The following is a 12,740-nucleotide window of genomic DNA, read 5'->3' as shown; positions in this document are numbered from 1 at the left end:
AGCGCCAGGGCATTGGCCGCCTCGAAATGCAGATCATCGGGATCAAGGTCATGCCACGGCCAGATCAAGATGCCGGGCCCTCCACAGCCCTTCACCAGCCGGGACTGAAGCTCCCGGACCCTGGCAAGGTCTCCGACGGTTGCACGTGGCTGCACCCCGTTCCGCAGAGACATCCAGGCCAGCGTCGCCCCCGTCTGCCCCACATGCATCATCTGCCCATGGAGCCGGAGCGCCGATTGCACCACGCTGCTTGCTCCAATGTTCTTCCCGCCTCCGATCAGCCCATCCATCGTGACAGGGATCAAACCGCGCAGAGGAAACAAGGCCCGGTCCGTGTCCGTATGCCAGCCCCGGGTAGGGGTGTGCACAAACTGCCAGGGACCGTTGCGATCACCGGTCAGGTACTTTCTCCTGGTGGGATGAAAGTCGATGTTGAACTGGAACCCGAACACTCCATCCGTCGGCAGCACTCGCGCCCATTTCGGCTCCTTTTCAGCCGTGCGGATGTCCTGCTCACGCAGCATGCAGAGGGCCTCCAGCCTCAATCCCTCCCGGACGTAAGGCTTGGGCGGCAGCCGGTCCGGGGTGCCGAATTCATCAGTAAGCTCCATGTACCGGAACGACTGGGGAAAGTCCCCCACCCGGTCATGCACCGCAGTCTGGAGATGATGCACCACGCCCAGGGTATGCTGTTTGGCATCCTCGAAGATGATCCGCCGCTGGGCAGGTGAGAGATCGACGATGTTCTTCTTTGATGCCCCCGGCTCGCTCCGCTCCAGCGCCTCCGCCACCTGCTGAGGCAGCTGGCAGAGAGGATAGTCCTGGACGGGATAGTTCAGGAACGTCGCCTCCGTCCCTGCAGGGAACCCATTGTGCCACCGGTCCACCAGCCTGCGGTGGGTGTACGGACTGTTGCCACTGGGCGAATACATGCCCGCGCTCATGTCGCTGTCCACCCAGGGCGCCAGCTTGTCCAAAGCAGCGAAAGAGCGTGCGTCATAAGCTGGCGGGCGCGGGATCACCGCCGGCCGCCCACCCGTTTCACGAAGCACCACACACCAGGAGAGTGGATTCATTTCCTGAACCCCCGCTTCGTCAAAGGTCTCAGGAGCGCTGGCCTCCCCGAAGCGGGACTTCAGATCAGGGCCCGCACCGTACCTGGCCCCGCTCAGCCGGATCACATCCCCCCAATCGCTGGCATCCAGAGTCAACTTCGCAGTGATGCGCAGACGATTGCCGCCCCCTTCTGCCGGCCCGAATTCCACACCCGTCACCGCCCCGTTCTGCACCTCCACTTTGACAGGCTCCCAACCTCGCTCGATTCGCAGCACGCCGCTTTGCACATGGGGCCTCACCAGTCCTTCAAACAATTCTGCGGCCGCCGCTGGCTCGATCGTGTCCGTCCCACAAAACGCATTCCCTGGCGTGGCCTTCCCATATCTCGCGCTGTTGTAAGCTCGGATGCTTCGGACCACCTCCAGAAACAATCCGCTTCGCGGGAAGTTGACCCGCCGGCCCTCCACCATCGTCCACTCATCCAGACAGCCTACCCCCTCTGCACTGAACTGCCCACCCAACCACTTGATGTCATTCACCAGCACCACCCGCTTCACTCCCAGCCGGGCCGCCTGCACAGCGGCCGCACATGCAGATTCATTGCCTCCCACGATGAGGAGGTCCGCATCCAGATCGGCCGCGTGACTGAGAGGGCTCCATGCGGCGACACCCGCGAATAGAGCCAGAAATGAAGGCAAACGAAATGAAACCATTGCGAAGACGAATTTCGGGTTGGGCACGACTTCAGCAAAACAGCCTCACCGAAGCGGCTCTATCATTCTGTTTGTCATTTCAAACAGAGTTTGCGATATAAAACAGCATGCGAACCGGACGTCAGCGGAAAACGAGCTCGTCAGCAACCAGCAGTCCCCTTCAGAAGAAGGAACCATCACTGGCACCACTTTCCCGCTACCGGGTGCCCATTCTCGACCGGACCCTCGATTTCATCGAACTGCTGGCCCGCCAGCCAGGGGGCATGACCCTCACCGAACTCACTGAGGAACTGAAGATCCCAAAAAACACGGTATTCAGGATTGCCTCCACCCTGACCCTCCGTGGCTACGTGGAGAGAGATGAGGAAAGCAAATCCTACCGCATGAGCCGCAAGATGCTGGCGCTGGGCCACTCCGGCCTGGGCGGGGATCGCCTCCTGCAGGCATCAGCTGTGGTCTTGGCCTCCCTACGCAACACCACAGGGGAAACCGCCTTGATCGGCACGCTGGCGGGAAGCCATGGAGTGGTCCTGGACCAGATTCCCTCCCTTCACCCAGTGAAGGTGGTTGTCGAGCTGGGGCACGCCTTTCCCCTCCATTCTGCCGCCCCAGCCAAGGCCATGCTGGCCCATCTAGATCCCACTGCCCTGGCCCGCTTGGAGCCGCACTTCACCTTTGCGCGTTTCACCTCCCACACGATCACCACCGCAGCAGGCTATGCCAAGGCACTGCGAGAGGTGCGGAGAGTCGGTTATGCACTGGACGAAGGAGAGGAAAGCGAGTCCTTCCGCTGTGCCGCGGCACCTGTATTCGACCACCATGGCCATCCCATTGCCGCCCTGTGGATCAGTGGCCCCGTGGACCGGCTCTCGCCCGCCGCACTCGTGCATGCTGCAGAGGCGGTCAGAGAACATGCTGCCCGGCTCACAAGCCGGCTCGGAGGCACCCCGCCGCCCTCCTGAGTGGACAACCAGACCACCCCAAAAATGAAAAGGGTGATGCTCCGAGGAGCATCACCCAAAATCTTGTGCTCAGCCTAGGGCTGGCAAGGCACCGGTGTGATTACCAGCGATCACCGCCACGGCCACCGCCGCCGCCGTAACCACCACCACCGCCGCCGCTGCCACGACGATCGCCACGGCCACCGCCGCCGCCGCCGTAACCGCCGCCACCACCACCACCGCCGTAGCCGCCGCCACCGCCCTTGCGGCCGCCGCCACCACCACCACCGTAGCCACCGCCACCACCACCGGAGTAGGAGGGGCGCTCTTCACGAGGGCGAGCCTCGTTCACGGTCAGCGCACGGCCCATCCACTCAAGGCCGTTAAGACCCTTGATAGCGGCGTCCATGCCTTCCTTCGTGTCCATTGCCACAAAGGCAAAGCCACGCGGGCGACCCGTGTCACGATCCGTCGGAAGGCTAACTTCCGTCACCGTGCCGTACTGGGAGAAAAGTTCACGGACATCTTGCTCCGTGGCGCTCCAGGCCAGGTTGCCAACATACATCTTCGTATTCATCTTGTACCATCTGCTCGGACCGACTGCTGCATCTTCGACTGTTCCCGACCGTCGGGTTTCAAATCACCACTGAATACAAAGACTCACCTGATGACCTGCCATGCCTTGAATTGGACAGGTGTTCTCGCTAGAGGCTGAAAAGTATCACAGCTTCCTTAAAATGGAAACAGGAAGTTTTGCTATTCAGCGAAAAGTGTTCATCCCCAAGCTCAAATAGCGGCCAGAACCCTCAGGACACCCCTCCTTTTGTTATCCAGTCCTCAGAAAAACCTCCCCTCTCTCGCCTCTCACGAGCTTCGATCGCCCTCGCATCACAGGCACCTGAGTCCAGTTGACTCGTTGGAGCAAAACCAGTATACCGGTTTAATGGTCCAGCATATCACCTCTAGGAAGGGCGACACTCCCCCTACTCCCGCCAAGCTGGCCCAGCTCGCTTACGAGCATCTGCAGGAGAAACTCTGGCGGGGAGCCTTGTCTTCTGGAGAGAAGATTTCCGAGGCCCGGCTCGCGGAGGAGCTCGGCATGAGCCGGACCCCCGTGAGAGAGGCGATCCGCCGGATGGAGACCGAAGGCGTCCTGACGCAGATCCCTTCCAGTGGCACCTATGTCGCTGTGCCCAAGCGGGCGGAAATCGTCGAGGCCTACGAAGTGAGAATGGCCATCGAGAGTTTTGCCGTCCGCAAGGCCACGAGGCGGATGAAGCCCTCCCAAATCCTGGAGTTGCAGAAGCGCTGCGATGACATGCTCGCGGCCATACAGGAGTTCCGGAAATCGGGTGAGACCATCCTCTCAGGAGAGAGCCTGCGCAGCTATCTGGATGCTGACCTGGCCTTTCACCTGCTGCTTCTCAAGGCAGCCGACAACCGCAAGGCGATGACCATCTTTGGCGACGTCAATCTGCGGAGCGCCATCTTCGGGTGCCGCAGCCATCAGCGCGATCTTCATCACGTTGCCTGGGTCTGGCGACATCACGCCCGGGTGGCGAGAGCCGTTCGCCAGCGGGACGCGGCCGCCGCCCAACGGTGGCTAGAGGCCCACATGCAAGCCAGTATGGAGGCGGCGTTGGAAGCCTATGATGCCGGTCCGGTCTCCCCCCTGCCGCATGACGGCCCCACTCCCGTCCTGACCCATGCGGTCTCCGCCCTGATCGCGGAGCTCCGCAGTCCAGCCCGCTGACCCCATCGCCCCTCTCCTTCCAGTGTCTTCCATCCCCCGTTCCCCCACCCGAGTCCGCCGTGGCGTCCTGCTTTTTGCCTGCGCCCTCTCCATGATCACCTACCTGGACCGGGTCGCCATCGCCTCAGCGGCTGGCGATCTCGTCAAGGCTCTCAATCTTCAGAGTGTGGCAGATCTGAAATGGGCTTTCACCGCCTTTGCCCTGGCCTACGCACTGTTTGAGGTGCCCACCGGATGGATGGGTGATGTCCACGGCCCAAGGCGGGCTCTGATGCGCATCGTCCTATGGTGGTCTGGGTTCACGGTATTGACGGCAGCCGCTGGATTGCAGTGGGGGTCCGTGACTCTGGGGCTGGGATTCCTCGTTACCGTGAGACTTCTCTTCGGCATGGGCGAAGCCGGTGCTTACCCGAATATCACCCGGGCCCTGCACAACTGGCTGCCACTTCAGGAGCGGGGCCGTGGCCAGGGGCTGGTGTGGTTCTTTGGGAAACTCATGGGAGGTGCCACGCCATTCCTGTGGACGCTTCTGGTAGTGGGGACCAGCTTCACCCCTGCCGTTCTGGGTTGGCGGGGCGCGTTCTGCGTGTTCGGTGTCGTGGGCATCCTCTGGTGTCTGGCCTTTACCAGATGGTTTCGCGATCGTCCCGAACAACATCCGGGAGTCAATGTGGCAGAACTTGAATTGATCCGGCAGGACCGCCACGACCATCACGAGCACCACCACGGGGTGCCATGGCGTCGCATCATCACCAATGGGAATTTCCTGATACTCTGCCTGATGTACGCCACCCAGGCCTACGGATGGTATTTCAACATCACCTACCTCCCCCAGTTCCTGGAGAGGCAGTATGGCCTGCCCAACAGCAGCATGCTGGGCGCGTTGTACAAGGGCGGTCCCCTGCTCATGGGTGCTCTGGGCTGCCTCATCGGCGGCATGATCACGGACGCGATCATCCGCCGCACCGGAGACCGGCGGCGGGCCCGGCGGCTCTGCGGCTGGGTGGGCCACAGCACCTGCGTCGCCTGCTTCCTCATCTGCCCTTTTGTGCCGAATGCGTTCACCTTCTTCGTGGTGGTGTCGCTCGCCGCCTTCTGCACCGACCTCACGGTGCCCAGCGCCTGGGCGACCTGCCAGGACATCGGCGGTCGTTACGCTGCCACCATCGGGGCCTTCATGAACATGGGTGCCGGCCTCGCCGGAGCTCTCGCGGGCTGGATCACAGGATCGATCCTCGAGCACACCATCGCGGCAAAGGCCACCGCTCTGGGCGTCGCCGCCACAAGCCTGACCGCCGAGCAGACCACCGCCGCCCTGCTGCATGGCTATCACATCAATTTCTTCAGCTTTGCGGCTCTCTATGCGGTGGCCTTTTTCTGCTGGTTCAAGATCGATCCGTGTCAGCCGATTGAGCCAGAACGCCCCGCGACCACCTGATTCGAAAAAGACGAGTTTCCTCAATCCAATGAAAACGCACCTCCCCCACTCCCTCATCCGGCGACTGCTGCAAGGTTGCCTGCTGCTGGCTTGCAGCATTCATTCGGCCGCCGCACAAGACTCTGACATCCACGACAGTCTCAAGCCGGTGCCTCCCAACACGGCACCGGGAGCGGAGTACGCCGACGCCACGCGCATCTTCCAGGGGATACCCGGCATCGAACGGGCCAACAACGGCCGGCTCTGGGCCCTGTGGTATGCAGGAGGCCCCCATGAACCGGGCGAAGGCGCAGGAAACTACGTGGTGGCAGTCACCAGTCAGGACGATGGCAGGACGTGGTCCGGCCCCCAGGTGGTTGTTGATCCCCCGGGCGACGTACGGGCCTACGACCCCGCCTTCTGGCAGGACCCCCAAGGCAGACTCTGGCTCTTCTGGGCACAGTCCAGCCACTGGTGGGATGGGAGATCCGGCGTGTGGGCCGTGGTGACCGAAAACCCCGGCGATGCCACTCCCAGGTGGTCTGCACCCCGGCGACTCTGCCACGGCATCATGATGAACAAGCCCACCGTCCTGGCAGACGGCACCTGGATGCTGCCCGTCTCCATGTGGGACATGCCTCCCGACAAGCGCACCCGGCCGGAACATCAGCATCCCCTGCCGGAGGAAAACGGAGCCCAGGTGGTAGTTTCCCATGACCAGGGAAAGACCTTCGCCGTACAGGGGAAAACCAAAGCACCTACCAACACCTTCGACGAGCACATGGTGGTGCAGCGCAAGGATGGCAGCCTGTGGATGCTGCTTCGCACCAAGGCAGGCATTGCGGAAAGCATCTCCACCGATGGCGGCAAGACCTGGACCCCGGGCAGTCCCTCTTCCATTCCCCACGTCAATTCCCGCTTCTTCATCCGTCGGCTCAACTCGGGCAAACTCCTGCTTGTACGGCACAATCCGCCCGACATGAAAACCCGTTCCCATCTCACCGCCTTCCTCAGTGAGGATGACGGACGCACCTGGACAGGTGGGCTGCTTCTGGATGAACGCAAAGGCGTCTCCTACCCCGATGGGGCGCAGGACAAGGACGGCGTCATTCGCATCATCTACGACTACGACCGCACGAAGGCCAAGCAGATCCTCATGGCAGAGTTCACTGAAGGCGACGTGGCCCAAACCAAACCTTCGGACAAAACCCGCCTTCAGGTGCTCGTGAATCAAGCCACTGGCATCGCACCAGAGAAGCCCAAGAAGGATGCCCCCAAGCCACCGAAGGAATAGTGCTATCAATCCAGGAACCTGACCGGCTTCTCGTAGATGGCCAAGACGATGCAGCCCGCATCGCTTCTCACTTCGTGACTGGTGCCGGGCGGGTGAATCCGGAGGGTGCCTGCTTCAATCTTCCCCTGATGATCCCACTGGCTGCCGGCCAGCACCAGGATGTGCTCGTAGCCTTCATGCACATGAGCAGGAATATGGGCCGCCTTGCGAAACCTCAGCAAGGCGGCAGTAGGCCCGGTGATACCGTCCCCATAGAGACGGTGAATTTCCACGCCATCCTTAAAGGGCTTCCAAGGCAGCGAATCAGGATGCTGGGCAATGTTAAACAGGTCTGGTAGTTCGACGAGAGGAAAAGGGGGAGGAGAAGCGGAAGGAATCACGCGTGCAAAGAGGGTTTGAATGGCACTGTAGGGTTGGGTCAGGTTGCGCCTCATTTTCGCCTCCGGGATCCCAGCCTGCAACGCCAGGACACACCGTCACGAAAAGGCCAGAAAGCGGATTTGCATTGGCCTGCTGCGGGCTCACATCCGCAACTGGCTGTCATGCAGCACCGCCTTCTGGCAATTGGCACTTACCCAACACAACCAAACTAACTAGACTGACTGACTAACTGAAAAAGGTTCTCAGAAGGAATGGATGATCGTCTTCTGAAGCGGTACCGGGCGCTGCAGCCACACAGGTCCTTGGGGCTGCAGCGTCCGGGCAACGGGGCAATGGGCACCACGCTACCAGCGCGTCTCTAGGTCACGCTGGGGTGGCTGCCTCCCCAAGTTCTTCTTCCTCCTCGCCGTGGGCGGCAGGCAGAGGCTCGGTCGTGGCATACTTGGCGCAGCCAAAGAGCACACCGGCGACCAACAGATAAGTGAGGGCCATGACCGGAGATTCGGCGATGCCGATCTTCTCCCCGTGCATCAGCCCAAAGAAAGTCAGCACACCACCAGTCACCGCAAAGGCACCCGCCTTGACGAAGCTGCGGTCAATGATGAACACCGCGATAGCTGGCAGGATGACCCCGCTCAGGATGGCTCCACCGCCCATCACCTCCAACCCGTGGTACAGCACGCCCACCTGGCCCAGTTTGTCGAGCCCGACGGTGGCCGCATTCGTTCCGGCAGCGCCGAGGCTGTTGTCGATCAGCATCTTGCCCCAGGCCGCGAGATGCGGCGTGAGTGCCAGAATGATGGCGGGAGCATGGCGCTTGGGCGTCTCTTGAAAAGCCTGGGCACCGATCAGCATGCCGATGTAGAGGAGGATCGGCGAGATGGCCACGATCGGGATGAGTGACGACATCAAGGAAACAATCCCAAAGGTGCAGAAGAGAATCACGACCACCCCTGTGGCAGCCGAATAGCCGATGCGGCCTCCCATCGATTTCCAGCCGGGATGGCCAATGTAAACCGCGTTGATGAAGGGGTTCCCCAAGCAGCAACCGATGAGGCTGATCACCCCGTCCGCCGTGAGCACGCGAGTCGTGGGGAACTCATCCCCTGCCACCGCCGCGCTTTCCACGTTGTCGAGCGCTTCCACGAGATCATAGATGCCGAACGGAATGGCCGTCACGAGGATGACGCCCAAGAACTCAAACCCGGAGAAGATGTGGCCAAAGGCTGGCAGCGGGATGGAGAAGCCGAAGCTGCTGAAGGACTGGCTGAGCTTATCCAGGCTCATGCCACCGTAGTTGGCACCGAACAGTGTCGAACCCCAAGCGATGAGACTGCCCACGGCAATGGCGATGAGTCCCGCCGGAATGCCTTTGAAGTAGCGCACCCCGCCGAACCAGCTGAGCAGGATGATGGCAAAGCACACCACCCCGATGATCGGTGTCATGAACATCTCCACCGCCGGGCGCATGGAAATGAAGCTGATGGACACACCCGCCAGCGTGCCGAGCAGAGCGGCACGAGGGGTGATCTTGCGAATGACCGGAGCAATGAAACCACCGATCATCAGCACAAAGCTCTGGATGAACACCCACGTGAGGCCCGCCTCCCATCCCTTGATGGGATCCCCCGTCTTCAAGGAGATGGGAAGCATGATGACAAAGACCACCACAAACATATGCGGCACGCTGGTGCCAGAGGGCAGCGCACAGACGTCAGATCGCCCAGTCTTGAGCGCCAGCTTGTAGGCCAGCCACGCATAGTACACCGTGCTCAGACACAGCATCAGCCCCGTAGCGGGTAGGATGCGGCCAAAGACGATCTCATCTGGCATCTTTAAGACATATCGCAACAGGGCGGTGAGAGTGAGGAGGTTGACCAGGATGTTGGTCCCGAATCCGAAAAAGGCATTCCAGTCACCTGGAACCCATATCTTGGGCTTGCTAAGGGAGGGAGTGGTCATGACTGCAGGTGTTATTTGAGTTTGATGCGTTGCTGATCGAGGGAGATAGAGAGAGAGTCGAAACTGGCAGAGAAGGCGTGGGAGCCGTCAGGCAATGGCCGCCACGATGGCTGGCGAACTGGTGACCCAGCCAAAGATGCCGCCCTGGGCCTTGATCATCTTAAGCCCCATCTCCTGGAACTCCGGGAAATAGGAGCCAACACAGTCCTCCGGCACCAGGCACTCGTAGCCACGGTCGTTGGCCTCCCGCACGGTGGTGTTGACACACACCTCCGTGGTCACTCCGGTCACCACCAGCTGGGTGATGCCTTTGTTCTGGAGGATGGCGTGGAGATCCGTGGCGAAGAAGGCTCCCTTGCCCGGCTTGTCGATAACGGGCTCCTCCGGCAGCGGATAGAGTTCGGCAATGATGTCGTGCCCCGGCTCGCCGCGCACGAGGATCCGCCCCATGGGCCCCGGGTCACCAATGGTCTTTTCACTCTTGCCGCGCACCTTTTTCGCCGGAGGCAGATCCGTCAGATCCGGACGGTGCCCTTCCCGGGTGTGCAGCACCTGGAGCCCCGCCCCGCGCCAGGCGGCGAGGAGCGCTTTGTTGGGTTCGATGGTCCGGCGGAGCTGCGAGACATCGTTGCCCAACATCTCGCCGAAACCGCCGGGTTCAAGGAAATCCCTCTGCATATCGATAATCAGCAGGGCACACTGGTCCGGTTTGAGTTCGAAGGTGTAGGGTTCCGCGTCGATGCTGGCTGAAGGAGTGCTCATGGGCTGGATGGAGAGTCCGGAAGGATGAGATGGGGAAAAAGGCTCCACGGCGGGTGTGGCGGGAGTGATCCCGCCATGGAGTCAGCAATTGCCGCGCCGGACGGCTCAGAAGAAGATGGAGATGCCGCCGTGGAACTGGACGAGGTCTTCACGATGCTCGTTGGGCGTGAGCACGCTGTTGCCATCCAGGAGGCCCTGGTTGTCCAGGTGGTAGTATTTCACCCCGGCATACGCCGTCCAGAAGCCCAGATCCTTGGGCACAAAGGTCAACGGCACACTCACCTTCACTCCGGTGGAGAAGACGGCTAATCCGGAGCCGCCAGGGGAGCCGTCGAACTGCTGGTAGAACTCGTCGCCCACCAAGTTGATGGAGGTCGGGAACTCAAACGTGAGGTTCTTCAGCTTGAACGAGGGTTTGATCCCGATCGTGAAGTAAAAGGAACTATCAGACGTGCTGGTGTCGAAAACGACCGTGGCTTTCTCATCCAACTCCTGCCAGAAGGCGATCCAGGGATTCAGAGCGAACTTGCCCAGATACTTGGAGTCATCAAAGGACAGCTTGGCTTCGAAGTGCGTGGAGGTCGGGTAGGAATCCACCATGCTCTCGAAGGAAGTGAAGGTGGTGTCCAGGGTGAAGCCGCCAGCGAACTTGAAGGTCAACCCCAGAATCGGGTCGAACTCGTTCCAGTAGCCAGGATCCGCACCGGACTCATGCGTGTGGATGGAACTCCACACCCCGGTGGTCAGCGTCACATCCGTGAGGAAGCCCGCGTCCTTGTCGGAGTACAGGTTCCAGAACACCAGGAACAGCGGCTGGAAGATGACGCCCTCATTCTCCACATTCAGACCGCGAGGCGTGATGTAGTGGTCAGAGATGTCGAGCTGGAACAAGGCGTGCACCCAAGGTTCCTCAGGCGCAGGCGTGATGACCGCCACCGGAGCCTTGCCAGACGGCTCACCAGCCGCGGCAGGGGTGGAGAGACCCAGACAGGCCCCGAGCGACGCGGTCGCGAGGAGGGCACGAAGACAGACGGGAGTCGATGCTTTCATAGGGAGTGTTGTTGTTGGCAGGTCCGCAACCGGCGGACGTCTGCGGGCCATGTTTCAGCACTGGGGATGCCAACCTTGAACACCAAGACGCAACTCATTCACCGTGAACGTTTAACAACATCAACACCACAAACACTCCCACCCCCAACTTCAGTCACCCTGTTGCAGTCAGCGACACTTGCAACACCCCCACCTGCCCTGGACTCCCCATTCCAGCCTCAGGGAAGATCCACGTCCTACCAATTGCCACCTGATTGCGATCACCATTGGACAATTGCCAGTTCCCCTGCACCATGGGGGATGTCAGCTCTTACCGTCCAACCCCGCTCCCGCCTCTTTCACGGGCACGAGTGGGTCTATGCTAGCGATGTCAAAGGAACCATCGGGAATCCCGAACCAGGGGATGTGGTCACCCTCAGAGACGTCAAAGGACGGTCCTTGGGCAGCGCTATCTACAACCCCAAGTCACAGATTGTCGCCCGGCGCTTTTCCTTCCGCCGGCAGGACTTGGATGAGGAGTTCTTCGTGCGCCGCATCGAGCGCGCGCTCGCCTTCCGCAAAACACTCCCGATCGACCAGGAGCTTTGCCGCTTGGTGTGGAGTGAGTCTGACGGCCTTCCAGGTGTGATCGTGGACCGCTACGGCGATCATCTGGTGATGCAGACCCTCACCATGGCGATGTCCTTGCGCGAGGAACTCATCGCGAATGCCCTCAAGCAGCTCCTCAAGCCCAAGAGCATCATCGCCCGTAACGACGCCCCGGTCCGCAAGGCTGAAGGTCTGGAACTGGAGAAGAAGCTTCTTCACGGCACGGCTCCCAAGCCTTTCTCCATCAAGACGGGCAAGCTCCACTTCCAGGTGGACCTCTTCGAAGGTCAGAAAACGGGACTCTACCTCGACCAGCTCGACAACTACACGAAGGTGGCCCGCTACGCCAAGGGTCGCCGCGTGCTCGACTGCTTCACGAACCAGGGCGGCTTCGCCCAGGCTTGCGCCGTCGCCGGTGCCTCTGAAGTGATCGCGGTGGATATCAGCGAGAGCGCCGTTAACATGGCCCTTCAGAACGCCCGCTCCGCTGGCGTCGCCCTCGGCGCGCGCACGGAGAACGTGTTCGACTTCCTGAAAACAGCGGAGAAGAACGGCAACACCTACGATCTCATCATCCTGGATCCGCCGAGCTTCACCAAGACCAAGCAGTCCCTCCATGACGCGCTGCGTGGCTACAAGGAGATCCACCTCCGTGCCCTGCAGATGCTGGAGCCCGGCGGCGTCCTTTCCACCTTCAGCTGCTCCCACCACGTCGGAGCGGGCGACTTCCGCGCCATGATCAATGCTGCCGCGGTGGATGCCAAAACGTTCCCTGCGCCTGCTGGATGTGCACAGCCAGCGCGCTGGCCACCCCATCATCACC

The 12,740-nt window shown here is 61.1% G+C and carries 11 protein-coding genes; 5 read left to right on the top strand and 6 right to left on the bottom strand.

The annotated features are described in order from the left end of the window. Nucleotides 1-1,769, bottom strand: a 1,769-nt coding sequence (locus BV106_RS19225; RefSeq protein WP_038167304.1) for an FAD-dependent oxidoreductase, incomplete at its 3' end; no start/stop codon positions are given. 107 nt (nucleotides 1,770-1,876) lie between these two features. Between BV106_RS19225 and BV106_RS19220 the strand changes: the two genes are divergently transcribed. After that, nucleotides 1,877-2,731, top strand: a complete 855-nt coding sequence (locus BV106_RS19220; RefSeq protein WP_051946063.1) for an IclR family transcriptional regulator — start codon at nucleotides 1,877-1,879, stop codon at nucleotides 2,729-2,731. A 100-nt stretch (nucleotides 2,732-2,831) separates the two neighbouring features. Here BV106_RS19220 and BV106_RS19215 read toward each other — a convergent pair whose 3' ends face one another. After that, entirely contained in the window at nucleotides 2,832-3,287 is a 456-nt protein-coding gene (locus tag BV106_RS19215; RefSeq protein WP_038167303.1) for an RNA-binding protein, read from the bottom strand. 366 nt (nucleotides 3,288-3,653) lie between these two features. Here BV106_RS19215 and BV106_RS19210 point away from each other — a divergent pair, with 366 nt between their 5' ends. The 3 genes from BV106_RS19210 to BV106_RS19200 are packed head-to-tail and all read left to right on the top strand — an operon-like array spanning nucleotide 3,654 to nucleotide 7,174. Beyond that, a complete protein-coding gene (locus BV106_RS19210) occupies nucleotides 3,654-4,463 on the top strand; it encodes a GntR family transcriptional regulator (protein ID WP_051946062.1) in 810 nt (269 codons plus the stop codon). 22 nt (nucleotides 4,464-4,485) lie between these two features. Further along, nucleotides 4,486-5,901 carry an MFS transporter gene (locus tag BV106_RS19205; protein WP_038167301.1) on the top strand — a complete coding sequence of 472 codons (1,416 nt, stop codon included), beginning with the start codon at nucleotides 4,486-4,488 and terminating at the stop codon, nucleotides 5,899-5,901. Nucleotides 5,902-5,929: 28 nt separating this feature from the next. Further along, nucleotides 5,930-7,174, top strand: coding sequence for a sialidase family protein (locus tag BV106_RS19200; RefSeq protein ID WP_051946060.1), 1,245 nt, complete (start codon nucleotides 5,930-5,932; stop codon nucleotides 7,172-7,174). 5 nt (nucleotides 7,175-7,179) lie between these two features. Here BV106_RS19200 and BV106_RS19195 read toward each other — a convergent pair whose 3' ends face one another. From BV106_RS19195 to BV106_RS19180, 4 genes are all read right to left on the bottom strand, one after another. Further along, on the bottom strand, nucleotides 7,180-7,554 hold the full coding sequence (locus tag BV106_RS19195) for a cupin domain-containing protein (protein ID WP_265595850.1): 375 nt from the start codon (nucleotides 7,552-7,554) through the stop codon (nucleotides 7,180-7,182). Between the two features lie 364 nt (nucleotides 7,555-7,918). Continuing rightward, nucleotides 7,919-9,517, bottom strand: coding sequence for a hypothetical protein (locus BV106_RS19190; RefSeq protein WP_051946059.1), 1,599 nt, complete (start codon nucleotides 9,515-9,517; stop codon nucleotides 7,919-7,921). An 87-nt stretch (nucleotides 9,518-9,604) separates the two neighbouring features. Continuing rightward, a complete protein-coding gene (locus tag BV106_RS19185) occupies nucleotides 9,605-10,279 on the bottom strand; it encodes a cysteine hydrolase (RefSeq protein ID WP_038167300.1) in 675 nt (224 codons plus the stop codon). Nucleotides 10,280-10,384: 105 nt separating this feature from the next. Beyond that, entirely contained in the window at nucleotides 10,385-11,329 is a 945-nt protein-coding gene (locus BV106_RS19180) for a hypothetical protein (RefSeq protein WP_038167299.1), read from the bottom strand. A 300-nt stretch (nucleotides 11,330-11,629) separates the two neighbouring features. Here BV106_RS19180 and BV106_RS19175 point away from each other — a divergent pair. Beyond that, on the top strand, nucleotides 11,630-12,740 hold a 1,111-nt coding region (locus tag BV106_RS19175), incomplete at its 3' end, for a class I SAM-dependent rRNA methyltransferase (RefSeq protein ID WP_051946058.1).

It is taken from the genome of Verrucomicrobium sp. BvORR106 (assembly GCF_000739655.1).
Taxonomy (GTDB): Bacteria; Verrucomicrobiota; Verrucomicrobiia; order Verrucomicrobiales; family Verrucomicrobiaceae; genus Verrucomicrobium.
Note: the sequence above shows the minus strand (reverse complement) of the source record. Positions and strands in the feature narration are given on the sequence as shown.